The 20,314-nt window shown below is 72.8% G+C and carries 18 protein-coding genes and 1 riboswitch; of the genes, 8 read left to right on the top strand and 10 right to left on the bottom strand.

The genetic code is table 11. The annotated features are described in order from the left end of the window. Together thiS and thiO are read right to left on the bottom strand one after the other, a co-directional pair. Complete coding sequence (gene thiS, locus ACH4G3_RS27770) at positions 1-201, bottom strand: sulfur carrier protein ThiS (RefSeq protein WP_020274486.1); 201 nt, start codon at positions 199-201, stop codon at positions 1-3. Further along, on the bottom strand, positions 198-1,367 hold the full coding sequence (gene thiO, locus ACH4G3_RS27765; RefSeq protein ID WP_397627067.1) for a glycine oxidase ThiO: 1,170 nt from the start codon (positions 1,365-1,367) through the stop codon (positions 198-200). The genes thiS and thiO overlap by 4 nt, the downstream gene beginning before the upstream one ends. Beyond that, positions 1,365-1,476, bottom strand: a riboswitch (TPP riboswitch). (Overlaps the previous gene by 3 nt.) 161 nt (positions 1,477-1,637) lie before the next feature. Between thiO and ACH4G3_RS27760 the strand changes: the two genes are divergently transcribed. The 5 genes from ACH4G3_RS27760 to ACH4G3_RS27740 all read left to right on the top strand — a co-directional run bounded on the left by ACH4G3_RS27760 (position 1,638) and on the right by ACH4G3_RS27740 (position 6,237). After that, entirely contained in the window at positions 1,638-2,879 is a 1,242-nt protein-coding gene (locus ACH4G3_RS27760; RefSeq protein WP_397627066.1) for an NAD(P)/FAD-dependent oxidoreductase, read from the top strand. Positions 2,880-2,956: 77 nt separating this feature from the next. Next, on the top strand, positions 2,957-3,322 hold the full coding sequence (locus ACH4G3_RS27755) for an Rv2175c family DNA-binding protein (protein WP_059423293.1): 366 nt from the start codon (positions 2,957-2,959) through the stop codon (positions 3,320-3,322). A gap of 215 nt (positions 3,323-3,537) precedes the next feature. Beyond that, the gene (thiE, locus tag ACH4G3_RS27750) at positions 3,538-4,212 is read left to right on the top strand and encodes a thiamine phosphate synthase (protein ID WP_397627065.1); all 675 of its coding nucleotides are present in this window, start codon (positions 3,538-3,540) and stop codon (positions 4,210-4,212) included. A 94-nt stretch (positions 4,213-4,306) separates the two neighbouring features. Beyond that, positions 4,307-5,230: a methylenetetrahydrofolate reductase [NAD(P)H] gene (gene metF / locus ACH4G3_RS27745; RefSeq protein WP_020274481.1), complete on the top strand. Its 924-nt coding sequence runs from the start codon at positions 4,307-4,309 to the stop codon at positions 5,228-5,230. 56 nt (positions 5,231-5,286) lie between these two features. Further along, positions 5,287-6,237, top strand: coding sequence for an SCO2102 family sporulation regulator (locus ACH4G3_RS27740; protein WP_397627064.1), 951 nt, complete (start codon positions 5,287-5,289; stop codon positions 6,235-6,237). 27 nt (positions 6,238-6,264) lie between these two features. Here ACH4G3_RS27740 and ACH4G3_RS27735 read toward each other — a convergent pair whose 3' ends face one another. The 4 genes from ACH4G3_RS27735 to ACH4G3_RS27720 all read right to left on the bottom strand — a co-directional run bounded on the left by ACH4G3_RS27735 (position 6,265) and on the right by ACH4G3_RS27720 (position 11,832). Beyond that, on the bottom strand, positions 6,265-7,758 hold the full coding sequence (locus ACH4G3_RS27735; RefSeq protein WP_397627063.1) for a phytoene desaturase family protein: 1,494 nt from the start codon (positions 7,756-7,758) through the stop codon (positions 6,265-6,267). 516 nt (positions 7,759-8,274) lie between these two features. Next, entirely contained in the window at positions 8,275-8,904 is a 630-nt protein-coding gene (locus ACH4G3_RS27730; protein WP_397627062.1) for a TetR/AcrR family transcriptional regulator, read from the bottom strand. A gap of 71 nt (positions 8,905-8,975) precedes the next feature. Continuing rightward, positions 8,976-11,060: a YhgE/Pip family protein gene (locus ACH4G3_RS27725; RefSeq protein WP_397627061.1), complete on the bottom strand. Its 2,085-nt coding sequence runs from the start codon at positions 11,058-11,060 to the stop codon at positions 8,976-8,978. Beyond that, positions 11,032-11,832 (bottom strand): ATP-binding cassette domain-containing protein, encoded by an 801-nt coding sequence (locus ACH4G3_RS27720; protein ID WP_397627060.1) that lies wholly within the window; start codon positions 11,830-11,832, stop codon positions 11,032-11,034. Before ACH4G3_RS27720 ends, ACH4G3_RS27725 begins: the two co-directional genes overlap by 29 nt. A gap of 179 nt (positions 11,833-12,011) precedes the next feature. On the opposite strand from ACH4G3_RS27720, the gene ACH4G3_RS27715 reads away from it, so the two are divergent. The 3 genes from ACH4G3_RS27715 to ACH4G3_RS27705 all read left to right on the top strand — a co-directional run bounded on the left by ACH4G3_RS27715 (position 12,012) and on the right by ACH4G3_RS27705 (position 14,259). Then, positions 12,012-12,575 carry an SAV_6107 family HEPN domain-containing protein gene (locus tag ACH4G3_RS27715; protein ID WP_397627059.1) on the top strand — a complete coding sequence of 188 codons (564 nt, stop codon included), beginning with the start codon at positions 12,012-12,014 and terminating at the stop codon, positions 12,573-12,575. A 196-nt stretch (positions 12,576-12,771) separates the two neighbouring features. Beyond that, complete coding sequence (locus tag ACH4G3_RS27710; protein ID WP_397627057.1) at positions 12,772-13,578, top strand: methyltransferase; 807 nt, start codon at positions 12,772-12,774, stop codon at positions 13,576-13,578. Positions 13,579-13,857: 279 nt separating this feature from the next. Next, entirely contained in the window at positions 13,858-14,259 is a 402-nt protein-coding gene (locus ACH4G3_RS27705) for a DUF3040 domain-containing protein (protein WP_010039328.1), read from the top strand. A gap of 114 nt (positions 14,260-14,373) precedes the next feature. Here ACH4G3_RS27705 and ACH4G3_RS27700 read toward each other — a convergent pair whose 3' ends face one another. The 4 genes from ACH4G3_RS27700 to ACH4G3_RS27685 all read right to left on the bottom strand — a co-directional run bounded on the left by ACH4G3_RS27700 (position 14,374) and on the right by ACH4G3_RS27685 (position 20,004). Continuing rightward, entirely contained in the window at positions 14,374-16,767 is a 2,394-nt protein-coding gene (locus ACH4G3_RS27700) for a transglutaminase TgpA family protein (RefSeq protein ID WP_397627055.1), read from the bottom strand. Then, complete coding sequence (locus ACH4G3_RS27695) at positions 16,767-18,128, bottom strand: DUF58 domain-containing protein (RefSeq protein ID WP_397627054.1); 1,362 nt, start codon at positions 18,126-18,128, stop codon at positions 16,767-16,769. The genes ACH4G3_RS27700 and ACH4G3_RS27695 overlap by 1 nt, the downstream gene beginning before the upstream one ends. Continuing rightward, complete coding sequence (locus tag ACH4G3_RS27690) at positions 18,128-19,168, bottom strand: AAA family ATPase (protein ID WP_397627053.1); 1,041 nt, start codon at positions 19,166-19,168, stop codon at positions 18,128-18,130. The genes ACH4G3_RS27695 and ACH4G3_RS27690 overlap by 1 nt, the downstream gene beginning before the upstream one ends. Positions 19,169-19,446: 278 nt before the next feature. After that, positions 19,447-20,004, bottom strand: a complete 558-nt coding sequence (locus ACH4G3_RS27685) for a beta-class carbonic anhydrase (RefSeq protein WP_397627052.1) — start codon at positions 20,002-20,004, stop codon at positions 19,447-19,449. Between the last annotated feature and the right edge of the window lie 310 nt (positions 20,005-20,314).

The raw sequence follows: 20,314 nt of genomic DNA, 5'->3' as shown, positions 1-20,314 counted from the left end.
TCAGCCTCCTTGGACGGCGGTGAGGACTTCCACGCGGTCCCCCTCGGCGAGGGGCGTGGACGGCCACTGCGCGCGCGGGACGACGGTTTCGTTGAGGGCGGCGGCCACGCCGGACGGCGCGGCGGTGAGGGACTTCACGACGGTGTCGAGAGCCGTGCCGGGCCGGACGTCCCGGGGCTCCCCGTTGACGGAGATGTTCATGCGGGCTGCTCCGTGAGGGCGGTGGCGGTGCTGAAGCGCTTCGGCGTGAAGGGGCGGGCCTCTTCGGGGAGTTCACCCGTCGCCAGGACGTGCGCCAGGGCGTCGCCGGTGACCGGCGTGAGCAGGACGCCGTTGCGGTAGTGCCCGGTGGCCAGCAGGAGCCCTTCGAGACCGGTCGGGCCGAGCAGCGGAGCGTTGTCGGGGGAGCCGGGGCGCAGTCCGGCCCGGGTCTCGGTGAGGGGCAGCTCGGTGATGCCCGGGACCAGCTCGTGTGCGTCGCGCAGCAGCTCGTACACGCCGCCCGCGGTCACGGTGGTGTCCCAGCCGAGCTCCTCGCTGGTCGCCCCGACGACCAGCTCGCCGCTCTCGCGCGGCACCAGGTAGACGTGGCTGCCGCGCACGACCGCGCGCACGGTCCGGCTCAGGAACGGCCCGTGCCGCTGCGGCATGGTCAGCCGTACGACCTGCCCCTTCACCGGCCGCACGGGCGGCAGCACATCCTCCGGGACGCCCGCGAGCCGCCCGCTGAGGCTGCCCCCGGCCAGCACGACCTGCCCGGCGTCCAGCGGGGTGCCGTCGTCCGTGATGACACCCGTGGCCCGATCGCCCACGACGGTGAGCCGCTCGGCCCACCCACGGTGGAAGACCACACCGGCCCGCTCGCACGCGGCGGCCAGCGCCCCGGCCAGCCGCCGCGGGTCGATCTGGTGGTCCCCGTCGACCCGCAGCCCGCCGCGCACGCCCGGCGCGAGCATCGGCTCCAGGCGACGGCACTCCCGCCCCGACAGCCACTGCGACTCGAGGCCCGACTGCTGCTGCAGGGCATGCAGGTCGCGCAGATGGGCCCGGTCGTCGGCGTCCAGGGCCACGGCGAGCGTGCCGCACCGGCGGTAGCCGAGATCGTGGCCGGTCTCCTCGGTGAGCTCGGCCGCGAAGTCCGGATAGCGCCGGGCGGAGGCCAGATTCAGGGCGAGCAGGGTCTGCTCGCCGTAGTGCAGTTCCGTGACGGCGGCCAGCATCCCGGCCGCCACCTGCGCGGCTCCGCCGCCCGGTTCCGGGTCCACCACGGCCGTGGCGAACCCGCGCTGTGCGGCCCGCCACGCGGTGACCAGGCCGATGATCCCGCCCCCGATGACGAGGACGTCTGACGTTCGCGTACGCGACATGGGCGTCCAGCCCCTCCCTTCGCCGGCATGACCCGGATCAGGTTCGTACGGTCGGAGGCCGCCAGCCTCCCTCTCAGCCCGGTGCGTCCGGGCTCCCGCGAGTGCCTTGCGTTTGGCCACCCACCCTAGCCCGATGCCGTACGGCGCAGTAAGGGAGCCACCGCCATGGCCCGGTCCCCGGAGGGTGTCGTCCTCGCCCCGGCCGCGTGTGGAGCAGGTCACTGCACATGAGCACTGACTGACAAAATGTCAGTTGTCTATGGTGATCAGGTGAGCGAGCAGACGCAGGAACCAGGTTCGTCCGCGCCGCGGCGCGTGGTCGTGGCGGGCGCGGGCATGGCCGGGGTCCAGACCGCGGTCGCCCTGCGCGAACAGGGCTTCACCGGCACCGTGAGCCTGATCGGTGCCGAGCCCCACCAGCCCTACGACCGGCCCCCGCTGTCCAAGGCCGTCCTGCTCGGAAAAGCCGAGGGCTCCGCCTTCGACGTCGACTTCGAGGCCCTCGGCATCGAACTGCGGCTCGGCTGCGAGGTGCTCGGCCTGCGCCCCGGCGACCATGAGCTGGACACCGAGGACGGGCCCGTGCCCTACGACGTCCTGGTCGTCGCGACCGGCGCCCAACCCATCCGGCTGCCCGGGGCGGAGGGCGTGCCGGGCGTGCACCTGCTGCGCACCCTGGACGACGCCGAGCGGCTGCGGCCGGTGCTGGCCCGCCGGCACGACATCGTGGTCGTCGGCGCGGGCTGGATCGGCGCGGAGTTCGCCACGGCCGCGCGCGAGGCGGGCTGCGCGGTGACCGTCGTGGAGGCCGCCGAACGGCCCCTCGCCGGGGCGCTGCCCGCCGAGGTCGCCGCGCCGATGGCCGGCTGGTACGCCGACGCGGGTGCCGTGCTGCGGACGCACGCGCGCGTGGAGCGTGTGGAACCGGGTGCGGTGGTTCTCGATGACGGCTCGCGGCTGCCCGCGGGCGCGGTCGTCGTCGGCATCGGCGCCCGCCCGGCCACGGCCTGGCTGTCCGGCTCCGGGATCGAGCTGGGCACGCACGGCGAGATCGTGGCCGACCAGCACCTGCGCGCGTCGGTGCCCGACGTGTACGCGGTCGGCGACTGCGCCTCCTTCCCCTCGGGCCGGTACGGCGAGCGCCTGCTGGTGCACCACTGGGACAACGCCCTCCAGGGGCCGCGCACGGTCGCCGTGAACATCGTCGGCCGGGCCTCGGGGGAGACCCCGGCGGTGTACGACCCCGTGCCGTACTTCTGGTCGGAGCAGTTCGGGCGGTTCGTGCAGTACGCCGGGCACCACGCGGCCGCCGACACGACCCTGTGGCGGGGCGACCCGGCCGGACCGGCCTGGACGGTCTGCTGGCTGCGCGGTGACCGGCTGGTCGCGCTGCTGGCGGTGGGCCGCCCCCGGGACCTGGCGCAGGGCCGCCGCCTGATCGAGTCGGGCACGCCGATGAATCCGGCCCTGCTCGCGGACCCGGCGAGGCCGTTGAAGGCGGCGACCGCGTAGCCGTCGCGGCGTGCCTGTCCGCCCAGGTGGGCGGTCCCGACTTCCGACTGTCAGTGGGGGATGGCAGGCTGGTTTCCGTGACCGAGATTGACGCAAAGATCGATGCTCTCGTCCCTGCCTGGCTCACCCTCCCCGACATCGCCGAACAGCTCGGCGTCGAGGTGACGCGCGTGCGGCAGCTGGTCAAGGAGGGCCAGCTCATCGCCGTACGCCGCGGTGAGAACCGCGCGCTGCACGTCCCCGCGGCCTTCATCGACGGGGACAAGGTCGTCAAGGGCCTGGCCGGGACCCTGACGCTCCTGCGGGACGACGGCTTCACGGTCGAAGAGATGCTGGAGTGGCTCTTCACCCCCGACCCGAGCCTGCCCGGCACGCCGGCCCAGGCCCTGAGTGAGAACCGCGGCACGGAGGTGAAGCGCCGCGCCCAGGCGCTCGCGGTCTGACCCGACCACGACCGAACAACGGTCCGGTGCCGCTCGCGCGGGGCCGGGCCCGAACAACCGCCCGGTGTGGGCCGGGACCCGTGGGGCGACCCGTGGGGTCCCGGTCACGGGGTGGCTTGTGCCCGGCACAGACGCGGGCGCCCGGTGCCTCGTAATGTCACCGGCACGGGCGCACCCCGCACCCGTCCGCCACCGACACCAGGGGGACCACACGCATGGCCGCCACCATCCGCACCACCGCCCGCGCCCAGCTCGCCGACGCCCGGGTCTACCTCTGCACCGACGCTCGCAAGCGGCAGGGCGATCTCGCGGAGTTCCTGGACGCCGTCCTGGCGGGCGGGGTCGACATCGTGCAGTTGCGGGACAAGGGCATGGAGGCGGCCGAGGAGCTGGAGCACCTGGCCGTCTTCGCCGACGCCTGCGCCCGGCACGGCAAGCTGCTCGCGGTCAACGACCGCGCGGACGTCGCCCACGCCGCCGGCTCCGACGTACTGCACCTCGGCCAGGGCGACCTCCCGGTCCCCGCGGCCCGCGCGATCCTCGGCGACGACGTCCTGATCGGCCGCTCCACGCACGCCGAGTCCGAGGCCACCGCGGCCGCCGTCCAGGACGGCGTGGACTACTTCTGCACCGGCCCGTGCTGGCCCACCCCCACCAAGCCCGGCCGGCACGCCCCCGGCCTGGATCTCGTCCGGCACACCGCCGCCCTCGGCACCGACCGGCCCTGGTTCGCCATCGGCGGCATCGACCTCGGCAATCTCGACCAGGTCCTGGAAGCGGGAGCCCGGCGCGCCGTCGTCGTACGGGCGATCACCGAGGCCGACGACCCGGGCGCGGCGGCGGCCGAGTTCGCGAAGAGGCTGCGGGAGCAGCGGGAGGCCGGTCTGTAGGCCGGTTTGTCCAAGGCGTGGACAACAAGTGCACAAATCGGTCAAAAGACTCTGCCCGGTTGGGGGACCGACCGCCCCTGGCTAACCTGCCGGTATGGCCCTCGGCACCGCATCCATCAGGTCGGACCACGCGCGCACCGTCCGCGACATGCTCGCGACCGGCAAGACGACGTACTCGTTCGAGTTCTACGCCCCGAAGACCCCGAAGGGCGAGCGGATGCTGTGGAACGCGCTGCGCCGGGTCGAGGCCGTGGCGCCCGACTTCGTCTCCGTGACCTACGGCGCGGGCGGCTCCACCCGCGCGGGCACGGTCAAGGCGACCGAGGCGATCGCCTCCGACACCACTCTCACGCCCATCGCGCACCTCACGGCGGTCGACCACTCCGTGGCCGACCTGCGCAACATCATCGGCCAGTACGCCGACGCCGGGATCCGCAACATGCTCGCCCTGCGGGGCGACCCGCCCGGCGACCCGATGGGCGAGTGGGTGCCGCATCCCCGGGGCCTGGCCTACGCCGCCGAACTGGTCGAGCTGATCAAGGCGTCCGGCGACTTCTGCGTGGGCGTCGCCGCCTTCCCGGCGATGCACCCGCGCTCCACCGACTGGGACACCGACGTCCGCCACTTCGTCGACAAGTGCCGTGCGGGCGCGGACTACGCCATCACGCAGATGTTCTTCCACCCGGAGGACTACCTCCGGCTGCGCGACCGCGTCTCGGCCGCCGGCTGCGACACCCCGATCATTCCCGAGGTCATGCCGATCGCCAGCGTGCGGTCGCTGGAGCGGATCGGGTCCCTCACCAACGCCGCGTTCCCGGCCGCCCTGAAAGAGCGGATCCTCACAGCAAAAGACGATCCGGCCGCTGTACGCTCCATTGGTATCGAATTCGCCACGGAGTTCTGCGCGCGGCTGCTCGCCGAGGGAGTGCCCGGCTTGCACTTCATCACGCTCAACAACTCCACGGCGACGCTGGAAATCTACGAGAACCTGGGCCTGCACCACCGACCGCAGGCCTAGACCGTTCGCACCGGTATACGACACACTGCGTAGCGGCGACTGGGAGAGGGGCGTACATGGGCTGGGCGGTCCTCTACATCGCGTTCGGCATCGTCGCGCTGTGGCTGCTGGGCGAGGTGCTGTTGCAGTACAAGGCGCGGCTGCGCTGGCGACTGCTCGCCTTCGTCGGTTTCCTCGGAGTCGTGGTCGGTGTGCTGATCCCGTCCGTCATCGTGATCGGACTGGGTGCGGCCGCCTTCGCGGTCGGGCAGACGTACGTCACCCTGTCGTTCCGCAGCGGCTTCTCGTCCGGCTGGGCGATGAACGCGCCGATGCTGGGCGGTGGCAAGGGCCGCCGCGGTGAGCGCGGTCGTCAGGAGCCGAGCCTCGAGGTCTCCGGCATGGAGGCGGCCGACGGCGGCTACGGCGACGAGGGCGCCGACTACCGCCGCGACGCCACCGCCCCCGCCTACGGCCAGGACGACGACTACGACCGCGACGACGTCTTCACCCCGTCGCGCCCCGTCCACCCCACGTCCGCCGAGACCACCGCCGTCTACGAGCCGCAGCCCGTGCCCGACGACACCGGCTCCTACGGCGTGTACGGCGACACGGGGTACCAGTCGGGCCCGTCCCATGACCAGTACGCCGCCACGGCCCAGGGCACCGACCAGTCCTACGGCTACGACTACTCGGGCTACGGCCAGCAGCAGGGCTACGACGCCACGGACCAGCAGCAGTACGCCGCCTACTCCGACCCGTACATCGGCACGCCGACCTACGGCGGGGCCTCGTACGACACCTCCTACGGCGACCAGCAGTACTACGCCCAGCAGGGCTACGGCCAGGACCAGTACGCCGGCACCTACGGCGGCGAGAGCCCGCCCGGCGGTGTGTGGGTCCCGCAGCAGCGCACGACCGACGAGTACGGCCAGGAGCTGCCGCCGGAGCAGCAGCCGTACCCGTACCAGGGCAACGGGCAGCAGCAGACGCCCGGGAACGGCTTCGACGAGCAGTACCGTTTCTGAAGCCTGAACGCCGCCGGGGCGGCGAGCCTACTGGGAGCCCCGGAACTCCGGTCCCTCCACGATCAGTCCCGCCACCAGCGCGCCCGACATGCCCGCGTGCGGCAGTCCGCCACCGGGATGCGCCCAGCCGCCGACGGTGAACAGACCGGGCACGCGCGTGCTGTTGGACGGGTGCAGCAGCCGCCCCCCGTCCGCCGCCAGGGCGGGCACCGGCACCGCCCCGCCCTCCGCGCCGGTCTCCTCGGCGATGTCGGCCGGGGTGCGCACCTCGTGCCACAGGAGGCGGTCGCGCAGGTCCGGTATGGCGCGTTCGGCGACCGTGATCATGTTCTCGGTGAGGGCGTCACAGGACTCGCCGGGCCGCGCGGGCACCACCGTCGTGAGGGTGACCGCCTCGTGCTCCGGGTCCGGGACCAGCCCCGGGTCGTCGGGCCGCAGGACCGTGACCGTAGGACGCGGGCTGTGCGCCGCCGTGCCGAAGAGGGCGTCCAACTCGGCCTCGCGGTCCGCCGCGTGGACCACCGTGCGGTGTGGCGTGCCCTCGGGGCGGGCGCCGCGCAGAGCGAGCAGCACCGTGACCCGGCTCGCCGTCGCGGGTTGCGGCGGCACCTCGCCGTCCCCCCGCACCACGGCCTGTGCCGACAGCCGGTCCAGCGTGCCGGGCGCGACACCGGCGACCACGAAGTCCGCCTCCGCGACCGTGCCGTCGGCGAGTTCCACCCCCGATGCCCGGCCGTCCTTCTCCACCACCCCGGTCACGTCGGCGCCGAAACGGAACTCGACCCTCCGGGCCAGGCACCGCTCATACACCGCAGTGGCCAGTTCGCGCAGGCCACCGCGCACGTACCAGGTGCCGAAGGCGTGCTCCAGGTACGGCAGTACGGCCGCGCTCGCCGGGGTGGTCCGGGGGTCCAGGCCGTGCGCCAGGGCGTGGCTCTCCAGGAGGGCGGTGAGCCGGGCGTCCCGCAGCTCCCAGGCGCCGACCTCGGCGAGCGTGCCGGCCCGACGGGTGCGCAGCAGCCGCTTGTGAGGCACCGCCGGGTACGGCTCGCGCTCGGCCAGCACCTGCCAGTTCGGCCACAGCGGCTCCTCCAGGAGGGGCCGGCGGGTGCGGTCCCAGGCCTCGCGGGCCCGCACCAGGAAGTCGCCCCAGCGCTTCCCGGCCCCGGAGCCGAGCGCCTCGTCCAGGGCCGTCACGACGCCCGCGCGCGAGGCGTTCGGCAGCGAGACGCGGGTGCCGTCCGCGAACACGTGCCGGGACGACGGGTCGACCTGGACCAGGTCGACGCAGGCCTCCAGCGGCTCCTTGCCGGTCTTGACGAACAGGTCGCGGTAGACGGCGGGCAACGGGAGCAGGCCGGGGCCGGTATCGAAGGAGAACCCGTCGCGCTCGAAGCGGCGCAGGGCTCCGCCGTAGGTCTCCGTCCGCTCGTACACCACCACCCGGTGGCCCGCGACGGCCAGCCGGGCGGCCGCCGCCAGCGCGCCCATCCCGGCGCCGATCACCGCAATCCGTGCCATGCCAGGGACTTTATCGGCCCCCACCGACAGCCCCCGCCGGCAGCCCCCGCCGGCAGCCCCCGCCGGCAGCCCTCGCGCGGCCGTCTCCGAGTACGGGCGCGGAGGTGATCGTGACCAGCCGGCCACACAACGTTCTGGGGCCGCGTGCGCAGGGCTGAGTACCCGTACCTAGGGAGGGAGTTGAGTACGCGCGCGGATGGGAGACGACCTGCGAGAACGAGAGAGTGGAGGCACGGAGAGGGGGCACGGCTCCGGTACCGGCGACACGGGGCGCCGGAACGGGACCGGGCCCGCGATCCGCTCCTTCCGCCGACGGTGTCGGCGGGAGCGAGGCACGGGGGAGAACCGGGGGACGACCGAACGGGGGTCCTGCGGGGGGAACGCACGGGGGAGCAGGAAAACGGGGGAGCAGGGAAGGCGCCGGTTCGAGGTGGCCCGCGGGGGACGCGGCCACAGCGGACCGGCGCTTTCACATCTGCGCCCGGATGCCCTCGGCGGATGCCGCTCAGGACGCCCTCAGCGGCAGCCGCTCACCCGTCCCTGGAGCAGCCGGGACAGCGCCGCGTGGACATCGTCCAGGGAGCGTTCCGGCTGGAAGGACTTCCAGTCCAGCGCGGCCACCAGGACCATGCCGACCAGCGCGGCCGCCGTCAGCGGGACGTCGATCTCGTCGCTGAACTCGCCGCCCGCCACACCCGCGCGCAGCACGTCCTCCACGACCGCGACGGCCTGCTGCCGGACCACCATCAGCGTCGACTGCCAGGCCCGGTTCGTGCGCCACAGCTCGGCCACGTACAGCTGCGTGAAGGCCGGGTAGCGGTCGATGAAGACCAGCCCCGCGCGGATCATCGCGTCCAGGGCGTCGACCTTGGTGCCGCCCTCCTGCGCGGTCCGCTCGGCCGCTTCCCGCAGGGAGGCGGTGAGGAGGCCCACTCCGTGCCGCAGCAGTTCCTCGAAGAGGACGGACTTGCTCGCGAAGTTGTAGTAGACCGTGCCCTTCGCGACTCCGGCACGCTCGGCGATCTCGTCCACGGTCGTGGCGGAGAAGCCCTGCTCGGCGATGAGCGTGACGGCCGCCTCGTAGAGCTTCTGCCGGGTGGCCTCGCGGCGCGTGCTGCCGCCCGACGCGGCACTGCTGCTTTCCATGGCCCTGATTGTCACAGGAACCTTTCCGGGAGATGTCACCGAAGGGTTCACCGGGGATGTCACCGAAGGGCTCACAGGCTCAGCTCCGGGTGGAGCCGGTCCAGCGTCCACACCTGGCGGCGGCGGGCCGCCACGGCGGTCAGCGCGAGGGCGCCGGCGGTGAACGCCGTCAGCACCACGCACGCCTGCCACACCGGTTCCAGGCCGCCGCCCGTGATGAGCCTGCGCAGGGCCTCGACGACGTAGCTCATCGGCAGGAACGGGTGGAGCGCGTTGAAGAAGCCGGGGCTGGTCTGCACCGGGTACGTGCCGCCCGCCGACGTCAGCTGGAGCATCAGCAGGGCGAGGACGAGGATCCGGCCCGCCGCCCCGAAGCGCGCGTTCAGCCACTGCACGATCGCCGCGAAGCACGCCGTCACCAGGAACAGGAAGCCCACCGTCCCGGCCGCCCGCGCCATCTCCAGGCCGACCGCCCAGTGCAGCACCGACATCAGGGCCACCGTCTGGAGCACCCCGATCGCCACCACCGGCAGCCAGCCGGCCAGCGCGATCCGCCATGCCGGGGCGCCCGCGGCGAGCGCGCGCCGGTTCATCGGCGCGATCAGCATGTAGGCCACCATCGCGCCCACCCACAGCGACAGCGGGATGAAGTACGGGGCGAACCCGGTGCCGTAGTTGGGCGCCTTGTGCAGGTCCTGGGAGGCGAGCCGCACCGGGTCGGCCATGACCTCGGTGCGCTGGTCGCGGTCCTGCTTGTCGTAGTCGGGGATCCGCTCCGCCCCGTCGTGCAGCCCGCCGGCGAGCTTGCCGGAGCCGTCGACGAGCTTGAACATGCCGCCGCTGAGGTCGTCCGCGCCGGTCTTCAGATCGCCGACGCCCTTGTCCAGGTCGACGGCACCGGTCTTGGCCGTGCCGAGTCCCTTGTACAGCTTCTTCGCGCCGGCGGCGACCTCGGCCGCCCCGTCGTTCAGCTTGTTGATCTTCTTGACGGCGTCGTCGAGGTCCTCGGAGAGGTGCGGCGCGCGGTCGGCGAGGGCCTGGGACTGCTTCTGGAGGGTGGCGAGGTTCTTGTCGAGCTTCGTCAGATCGCCGTTCTGGTCCGCGATCAGCGTGTTGACGTCGCCTGCGATGACGGCCGCGTCGGCCGCCGCGTCCTTGGCCTTCTTCAGGTCGGCGCAGGCGGCGTCGGGCAGGACGGGGTCGTCGCAGCGCCTGGCGTAGACGCCGTTCAGCGTGTCCGACGCCGTACGGGCGCCCTTGGCGGCGGTCGGGGCCGTCTTCGCCAGAGTGTCCAGGTGCTTGCGGATCGCACCTGAGGAGTCGGCGACCAGCTGGGCGGTGTCGCCGATGGTCTTCTCGTTGCCCTTGAGGAAGGGGCCGACCTTGCCGGCGTACGTGTTGACCTTGTCGGCGAGCTTCCGCGTGCCGTCCGCGACCCGCTTCGTGCCGTCCGCCACGTCGCCCGCGCCCTTGTGGAGCTTCTTCAGGCCCGTGGACAGATCGCCGCTGCCGTCCTTGGCGTCCTTCAGGCCGTCGGCGAGGTCCTTGGAGCCCTTCTCGGCCTTCCCGATGCCGCCCTTGAGCTCGTCGGCACCCTTCGCCGCCTTCACGGTCTTGCCGTGGATGTCGGAGAACGAGACGAAGATCTTGTCCAGGAAGGACCGGGACGTCTTCTTGGACGCGGCCTGCCGCACCTCGCTGAACACCGTCCGGGAGATCTGCCCGACGATGTAGTTGTTGGCGTCGTTCGTGTGCACCTGGAGGGCGCCGGTCTCCGGGGAGTTCCCGGAGCTCGAGGCGATCCGCTCGCTGAAGTCGGCGGGCATGGTGAGCGACAGGTAGTACGTGCCGTCCTCGACGCCCCTGCGGGCCTCGGCGGCGCTCACTTCCTGCCAGTCGAAGGTCTTGCTGTCGTGCAGGCCCTTCGTGATGTCGTCGCCCGCCGTGATCTTCTTCCCGTCGGCGGTCGCCCCCTTGTCGTCGTTCACGAGCGCCACGGGGATACGGTCCAGGCGGCCGTACGGGTCCCAGAACGACCACAGGTACAGCGCGCCGTACAGCAACGGCAGCACCAGCAGCGCCACCAGCGCGGCGCGCGGCAGCTTGCCCCGGCCGAAGCGGCGGAGCTCAAGCGCGGCCAGTCTCGGCGAGCGCATCGGCCTTCTCCTCTCCCTGGCCGGCCTTTTCGTCCTCGTCGGCCGGGTCGTCCTCGTTCTCCTGCGCGTCCTGGCTCTCCTCGGTGGACACCCTGACGGCGCCCTCGGGGGCCTCACTGCACACCGCCACGACCGTCGTCCCGGCGTCGGCGAGGGACCTGAGCAGGGACCAGACCTCCTCCCGCTCGCCGTCCGAGAGCTTGAGATCGGTGTCGTCGACCCCGAGCAGCCGGGGCCGGCCGACGAGCGCGAGGGCGATGGACAGCCGCAGCGCCTCCACGCGCTCCAGATCGCGTACGGCGGTACGGGGCCCCTTGGGCAGTGCCTCCAGGTCGAGGCCGGCGGCGGCCAGTGCCGCGTCGACGCGCCGGCCGGCCTCGGCCGCCCGCTCGCCGCGGGGCCGCAGCAGCCCGCGCAGGGAGTCGCCGAACCGCCGCTGGAGCAGCGCCCGTTCCCGCAGGTGCTCGCCGACGGTCAGGGCCGGGTCGAGGTCGCTGACCCCGGGCACATGGGCCAGGGCACTGACCCGGCGCACCGCCGAAAGCTGCTTGGGGAGCCTGGCCTCGCCGACGGTGGCGGTGCCCTCCGCGATCTTCATCCGCCCCGTCAGCGCGAGCAGCAGGCACGTACGGCCGGACCCGGACGGGCCCTCGACCGTGACGAGCGATCCCGGCTCGGCGTCGACGGAGATCCCGCGGAACGCCCACCCGCGCGGCCCTTTGACCCCGAGGCCCACGGCGGCGATCCGCGCCCCTCCCACTCGTTCCCCCACGAGTCTCCCTCGATCTCTCGGAGAATTTGAACTGACTGGTCAGTGCAAAAACTACTCCGAACCTACGATCGAAGCAAAACCGCAGGTCAGAACGGATTGTCAGTGCCATACCTCACGATGGGTCACATACGGCACTCCGTGGCCGGACGTGCCGTCACACAGACGACAGGAGGTTCGTCATGGCCAGCTACCACGCAGCAGCCGCCCGTCGGCGCCGCGCCACCGGCCCTGCCCCCTCACTGACCGGCCCGGCGAGCGACGTGCACCCCGTGCTGCGCCGGGCCACGGCCCCGCCCGCCGCTCTCGACCTGCTCGCCCAGGCCCGCGCCGGCCTCGAAGAGGCCGCCGTCCTGGAGACACCGAACGAGCGCTACGCGACAGCCCATCTCGCCGCCCTCCGCACCGCCGCCGCCGTGCTCGCCGCCCGGGGGCGGCCGGAGACCTCACCCCGGGCCCGGGCCAAGATCAGGAGCGCCTGGGAAGTGCTCCCCGAGATCGCGCCCGAACTGTCCGAGTGGAGCGCGCTGTTCGCGTCCGGCGCCCGGCGCCGTGCCCGGGCCGAGGCGGGCATCCAGGACGCGGCCAGCAGCCGGGACGCCGACGACCTGATACGGGACGTGGCGATGTTCCTCCGCCTCGTCGAGCGCATGCTGGTCCTCCAGCCGGTCCTCCCGCAGCCCCGTCCGGACCAGGACCAGCCCGAGGGGCCGGGGGAGGAGCGGGACATGCCGGACGCGGGCTGAGCGGGCGGCGGCGGCGCGTGTCCGCCGGGTCGTGCCGACCCGTGTCCGGGTGAGCACCGGGCCATGCCTGCCGCCCTGCCGGAGGCAATAGGGTGGGGGACGCCTGAAGTCTTCCCTCCCCGTCGCCGGGGCCGGGGAAGGCACCCCGTTCGCTCCGCCGTGCAAGAGGCGGTGCCGCGCCGAGGAGTCAACTGCCGTGTCGGACCCGATGCGCCCCCGCGCCTCACTCCGTACCGCCGTGGTCTGGGAGGTTCTCCAGGGCGCCCTGGACCGCCGGGTCAAGGCCACGGGTCGGGAGTCGCTGGACGTTCTCGACACCGGGGGCGGCAGCGGCAACTTCGCGGTGCCCGTCGCCCGTCTCGGCCACCGGGTCACCGTCGTCGACCCCAGTCCCAACGCGCTGTTCGCCCTGGAGCGCCGCGCAGCCGAGGCAGGAGTCGCCGAGAGGGTGAAGGGCGTGCAGGGCGACGCCCACGGCCTCTTCGACGTGGCCGAGCGCGGTGGCTACGACGTGGTGCTGTGCCACGGCGTCCTGGAGTACGTGGACGACCCGGCCGAGGGCGTCCGCAACGCGGTGGCCGCCCTGCGCTCGGAGGGTGTCCTCAGCCTGCTCGCCGCCGGTCTCGGCGGTGCCGTGCTGGCCCGCGCCCTCGCGGGTCACTTCAAGGAGGCCCGTCAGGCGCTCGACGACCCGAACGGTCGATGGGGCACGGGTGACCCCGTCCCGCGCCGCTTCACCGCCGAACAGCTCACCGGGCTGGTCGAGGGCGCGGGCCTGCGTGTCGGCGCCGTGCACGGCGTGCGGGTCTTCGCCGACCTCGTGCCCGGCGTCCTCGTCGACACCGAGCCCGGCGCCCTGGAGGCGCTGCTGAAGCTGGAGGAGGCCGCCGCCGAGCTTCCCGCCTTCCACTCGGTGGCCACACAGCTTCACGTGCTGGGTGAGACCACTGAGACTCATGAGACCGGTGAGGCAATCGAGACCGGTGGGTCTGCCGAGGCCTGAGGCCCCTCCTGAGGTACCGCCGCTGATCAGCGCCTTGGCTGTGCATGGAGTACGCCACAGGCCCCCCGAACGGCGGCTTGGCGCCGTATGATCGAGGGAGACCGTTCCGGCATGACGGGTCGGCCGCCGGGGAATGGAAGCCTCAGCGAGCCGGGTCGTCCGTGGCGGATTCCGGTTGGCCAATTGGCGCAGAGGGGCGGGTTTCACGGGGGCGATTCCCTGCCTATCCTGAAGAGACCCCCCGGGTCGCCCCGGCGACTGCACGATGAGGAGGACTCCGTGCCGCTCTCGGAGCACGAGCAGCGCATGCTCGAGCAGATGGAGCGAGCGCTGTACGCCGAAGATCCCAAGTTCGCGTCGGCGCTCGAGGGAAGCGGGCTGCGTACGTACACCCGGCGGCGGGTCTACCAGGCGGTCGCGGGCTTCCTCGTAGGTATTGCGCTCCTCATGGCCGGTATGGTCGCCAAGCAGGTCTGGCTCAGCGTCGTGGGCTTCCTCGTCATGCTGGGCTGTGCGGTGCTCGCCGTGACCGGCTGGCGCAAGGCCCCGAAGCCGGGTGAACAGGCGGCCGGGGCCGGCGGACAGCAGGCCGCCCGCCGACAGGGCCGGCAAAGGCGCTCCATGATGGACCGCATCGAGCAGCGCTGGCAGAAGCGCCGCGACGAGCAGGGCGGCCATTAGCCCGGAGCGCAGTTCTCCAGGACACGCACAGACGTAGTCAGGGGGTGACCACCGACTGGGTGGTCACCCCCTGACGTATGCGTACCAGGCGGGACTGCCTCGCGAGGGTGCCCGTCAGCCCTGCTGACCCGATGCCCTCCGCCAGGTCGGCCGCAGGGCCAGGGCACGTGCCCGCACACCCGACCACCGTGCCGACGCCGCCCACACCACGCGCACGGTGGAGCGCGGGACGAGGACCGCGCGGAGCCTGGCGCCGCGGCCGACCCCGGCGCTCAGACCCGCTGCCGCACGGCGGAAGTCGTCCGTGAGGCCCGCCGTCGGGCGGGGGTGCGGTGCGTACAGGACCTGCTCCACCGCGTTCGCCACCCTGTGCACCGAGGCCGCGGCCGTTTCGTCGAGGGAGCCCAGCCGGACGATACGGGCGGCTGACTTGCGCGGCGTCCGCGACTCGTCCGGCGCGATGCCGAAGTCCCACGCCGTGTCGGTGAGCTCCTGCCAGACGGCCAGGGTGTGCGGCACCGCGTCCGCCTCACCACGGCCGTGCGCCCCCAGCCGGACCGCGCGGGTCCGCAGGCGCCACAGCATCGGTGCCAGCGGGAGCGCCAGGAGGGCGAGACCGCCCAGCGCCCAGGCCAGGATCGCGTACCACTTCGGGCCGTCGTCGCCCGTGGGCAGCACCGCCTGCGGGGACTCGCTCGCGCACCCGCCGTCCAGCTTCTTCTGCTCCGGTGTGCAGCTGTCGCTCGTCGAGGGCGTCGGGGACGGCGCGGCGGACGACGTCTGGGTCGGGCGCGCCACGTCCGGCACCGAGCTGCCGGGGTTGTCCGGCAGGGTGTACGGCGGCATCGAGCCGCGGTTCGGAGTCGGCTCGAAGCGGGTCCAGCCCACGCCCTCGAAGTACAGCTCGGGCCAGGCGTGCGCGTCGCGCAGCCCCACCGACACCGAGCCGTCCGCCTGCGGGGAACCCGGTGCGAAGCCCACCGCGACCCGGGCCGGTATACCCAGGGAGCGGGCCATCGCCGCCATGGCGAAGGAGAAGTGCACGCAGAAGCCCTGCTTGTCCTTCAGGAAGCGGGCGATGCCCTCCGAGCCGCTGCCGACCTGCACCTGGGTGTCGTACTCGAAACCGCCGGTCACGGCGAACCAGTCCTGGAGCTTGACCGCCTGGTCGTAGGGGTTGGCGGCGCCCGCGGTGACCTGGCGGGCGGTGCGGGCCACCACCGTCGGCAGCGAGTCGGGCAGCTTGGTGAAGTCGCGCTCGATGGCCGCCGGCGGGGGCCCGGCCGAGGCCAGCTGATCCGCCGTCGGCTGCACGTCCAGGCTCTTGACCTGGTACGTCAGCCCTCGCGTGTTCTGGCCGTGGTCGCCGACCAGGGTCATGCCCAGAGGCTCGTAACGCCAGTTGCCCCGGATGCTGACGCCGCTCGGCGGGTACGGCATGGGCAGCCAGTCCTGGGCGTACCAGCCGGCCGCCGTGATCGTGCTGTCGACCTCCGCGCGTTTGACGTCGGGGCCGAGGCCGATCGGGGTCGGGAAGGTGCCGTCGGGCACGGCGGTGATGGAGCGCCGGGCCGGCTTCCATGTGGTGCCGTCGAAGTCGTCCAGGGAGACGATCCGCAGATAGAGGTCCGAGACGTCGGCCATCTCCGTCTTCACGGACAGGACCTGCCGGTCCTCGTCCACGTTCAGATTGTCGCGCAGCGACACCAACGGGTTCACGGCGGAGATCGTGCCGCCGTTGCCCGTGCCGCCGCCCGCGCCCGTGCCCACCGAGTCCAGCAGGCCGCCGTTCATCGCGGGCAGGCCGAGCGGCACCACCAGGGCGATGCCCAGCGCGACCACGCCGATGCGCCGGCCGGTGCGGACCGGGGCGACCGCGCCGCTCGGTTCCCCTCCGGCCGAGCGCGGGGCCCCGCCGAAGACCCGGCCCCACTGGGAGAGCCGGTCCCGGCCCTCGGCCAGCAGCAGCATCAGATAGCCGGCCGCCGCGACCAGGAACCACAGCCAGTCCGTGCCCCCGTCGGACAGCCCCGCGGCCACCGAGTACAGCGCGAGCAGCGGCAGACCGGCCGGGGCGGCGCTGCGGAAGGTCACCGCCAGGGTGTCCACCAGCAGCCCGATGATCAGCACACCGCCGATGAGCATCAGCCGGATGCCGTCGGACTCCAGGGGTGCCGGTATCGCGTACCGCGCGATGTCGTCCCCGCCCTGCCTGAGCAGCAGCGCGAAGCGGTCGAAGGCCTCCGGCCCGGGCACCAGCCCGGCGAAGGCCTGCTCACGGGCGAACACGAACGTCAGCAGCACCACCGTGACCACTGCCTGGGCCGCCACCGTCAGCGGTCGCGCCAGCGGCACCCTGCGGGCCGCGGCCCCCACGCCCGCCTGCACGGCCAGCAGGAAGGCCGCCTGCACGATCCAGGTCGCCGGTGTGACGAGGGGCAGCAGGGCGCACGCGGCCATCAGTGTGGCCGCCCACGCGCCCAGCGTCAGCCGTACCCGCCCGCTCATCACGGTCCCTCCCCGCCGCTCGCGGCGGCCACGCCCCTGCGCTCCCGGTCGGCCTGCCGCCACAGCTCGTCCACGGAGGCACCCCGCGGCACGCCGAGGGCCGTCCAGCCCGCCTCGCGCAGCATGCGCAGCCGCTCCCCGCTCCGGTCCAACGGACCGGGTACGTCGCTCGGTTCCCGCACCCAGGTGTCGCTGTCCAGCACGAAGGCGACCGCGCCCGGGCTGCGCTGCCGCATCCGGCCCAGCACGGCCGCCTGCTCCTCGTCCAGGTCGCCGAGGAAGGCCACCAGCAGCCCCTCGTTCCCGCCGCGCAGCACGTCGTAGGCCCGGGACAGACCCGCGCCGTCGGAGTGGTCGATCACCGCGAGGGTGTCCATCATCAGCCCGGCCGCGTCCGCCGAACCCTGGCTCGCGCCCGCGAAGCCGTCACCGCCCTCGCCGGGCACCGCGTTGCCGGTGTCCGTCAACAGCCGTACCGAGTAGCCCCGTTCGAGCATGTGCACCAGCACGGACGCGGCGCCCGACACGGCCCACTCGAAGGCCGAGTCGGGGCCCGCGCCCTGGTAGGCGATGCCCCGGGTGTCGAGCAGCACCGTGCAGCGGGCGCGCTGCGGCTGCTCCTCTCGGCGCACCATCAGCTCGCCGTAGCGGGCGGTGGAGCGCCAGTGCACCCGGCGCAGGTCGTCGCCGTAGCGGTACCCGCGCGGGATCACGTCGTCCTCGCCGGCCAGCGCGAGCGAACGCTGCCGCCCGTCGCCGTACCCCTTCGCCTCGCCGCTGAGGCGCACCGGCGCCAGCGCCTCCACGCGCGGGATCACCGTCAGGGTGTCGTACGTCGAGAAGGACCGGGTCAGCTCGCACATGCCGAACGGGTCGGTCAGACGCAGCTGGAGCGGGCCCAGCGGGTAGCGGCCGCGCAGGTCGGATCGCACCCGGTAGGACACCTCGCGCCGGCCGCCCGCCTCCACCCGGTCGAGCACGAAACGGGGCCGCGGACCGAGCACGTACGGCACCCGGTCCTGGAGCATCAGCAGGCCCGTGGGCAGCCGCGAGACGTTGTCCATCCGCAGATGGACCCGGGCCTCGCTGCCGGCCGGTACGCGCGCGGGGGAGAGGCGGCGGCTGCCCGCCACCCGGTAGCGCGTGCGGTACAGCACCGTCGCGCACACCAGCGGCAGCACCGCCAGCAGCAGGCCCACGCGCAGCAGGTCGCTCTGCCCGAGCACGTACGAACAGACGGCGGCCGCGACGCCGGCGGCCAGGAAGGAGCGTCCGCGGGTGGTCAGACCGGCCAGGGCGGTGCGGATGCCGCCCTTCTCGCCCCGGTCGGCCTCCGCCTGCCCCGCCCCCGCGGTGCTCATCACAGCCTCCGCGGCGGCTGCTGGGGATACGCCGGCACGCCCCGGCCGAGGCCGCCGAAGCCGCTCTGCTGCTGGGGCGCGGCCGGCACCGGGGTGCGCTGGAGGATCTCCTCGACGACCTGCTCGGCCGTGCGGCGGTTGAGCTGGGCCTGGGCGGTGGGCAGCAGACGGTGGGCCAGGACGGCGACGGCGAGTGCCTGCACGTCGTCCGGCAGCGCGTACTCCCGGCCGTTCAGGGCCGCGGACGCCTTCGCCGCGCGCAGCAGATGCAGCGTCGCGCGCGGGGAGGCGCCCAGTCTCAGGTCGGGGTGCGTGCGCGTGGCGCCGACCAGGTCCACCGCGTAGCGCCGGACCGGCTCGGCCACGTGGACGCCGCGCACCGCCTCGATCAGCTTGAGGATCTCGTGCGCGTGGGCCACGGGCTGGAGGTCCTCCAGCGGCGAGACGCCGCCGTGCACGTCCAGCATCTGAAGCTCGGCCTCGGCGCTCGGGTAGCCGACCGAGACCCGGGCCATGAAGCGGTCGCGCTGGGCCTCCGGCAGCGGGTAGGTGCCCTCCATCTCGACCGGGTTCTGCGTCGCCACCACCATGAAGGGGCTCGGCAACTCGTAGGTCTTGCCGTCGATGGTGACCTGGCGCTCCTCCATGGACTCCAGGAGCGCGGACTGCGTCTTGGGCGAGGCGCGGTTGATCTCGTCGCCGATCACCACCTGCGCGAAGATCGCGCCCGGCTTGAACTCGAAGTCGCGGCGCTGCTGGTCCCATATGGACACACCGGTGATGTCCGAGGGCAGCAGGTCGGGCGTGAACTGGATGCGCCGCACCGAGCAGTCGATGGACCGTGCCAGTGCCTTGGCGAGCATCGTCTTGCCGACACCCGGGACGTCCTCGATCAGCAGATGTCCCTCGGCGAGCAGCACGGTCAGCGAGAGCCGTACGACCTCGGGCTTGCCCTCGATCACGCCTTCCACCGACTCCCGCACGCGTTCCACCACGGCGGTCAGATCAGTGAGGCTCGCTCGATCGTCATAGGTCGTCACCCGGCCCTCCTCGGCCTTTCCCGTGCTCCCAGGGAGCACGGGATACCCCATTTTCCCGGGTCGACGCCGCATGACGCGGGCCGGCCCACCCCGAACCACGGACACCACGCGTGAAAAGTTCCGCGTGACGCCACTCCCGCATTCTTGCTGCCGTTACCGATTCGTGTCACTCGACTGTGGATAACTGGCCGCGATATGTCGGTCTTGCGAGCATTCGAACGTGTGACTGACAGGCTTTCGACAGCCGCGGCAGGTTGTGTCCGGGGCGGGCGACCAGGTCAGGCGGTGGGGTCGACCTCCCGCAGACGGCCGGTCTTCACGTCGAAGACGAAGCCCCGCACGTCGTCCGTGTGCGGCAGGAACGGCGAGGTGCGCACGCGCTGCATCGACTGCCGTACGTCCTGGTCGACGTCCCGGAAGGACTCCACCGCCCACGCCGGGCGCTGGCCGACCTCGGCCTCCAGCTCGTTGCGGAAGTCCTCGGTGAGGCTCTCCAGACCGCAGCCCGTGTGGTGGATGAGGACGATGCTGCGCGTCCCCAGCTTGCGCTGGCTGATGGTGAGGGAACGGATCACGTCGTCGGTGACGACGCCGCCCGCGTTGCGGATCGTGTGGCAGTCGCCCAGTTCGAGACCGAGCGCCGCGTGCAGGTCGAGGCGGGCGTCCATGCAGGCCACGACGGCGACGTGCAGCACGGGCCGGGCGTCCATCCCCGGGTCGGTGAACTCGGCGGCGTACCGGGCGTTGGCGTCGACCAGGCGGTCGGTGACCGTGCCACCGTCGGCTGGGGCGTTCTCCGAGGCTGTGGGAACCGATGCAGAAGTCGTCATATCCATGACGTTACTGGTCACACCCCGTCCGGGCCTCCTGTGAGAGTGGACAAAGAATGTCAGCCAGCCTGTGGTGTGAGGTAACCCACAAGGGTGGTGTGCCGGCGGTCGCGACGCGCAGGCCGGTTGATTGACCGGGAGACAGGGTGGACTAAAGTGACGCGAAGCGGGAGGCGAGACTCTCCCCGCTGGACTGTTTTCCCCGGAGACCCCGGCGACGACCGGGGATCTCCCCACGTGCGCGGCGCGTACGTACGGCTCGGCCTCCTCCCGCTCGCGGTCGGCTGACGCTTCCGGCGCCGGCAGGCCTCCCCTT

It is taken from the genome of Streptomyces afghaniensis, assembly GCF_044327915.1.
GTDB lineage: Bacteria > Actinomycetota > Actinomycetes > Streptomycetales > Streptomycetaceae > Streptomyces > Streptomyces afghaniensis.
Note: the sequence above shows the minus strand (reverse complement) of the source record. Positions and strands in the feature narration are given on the sequence as shown.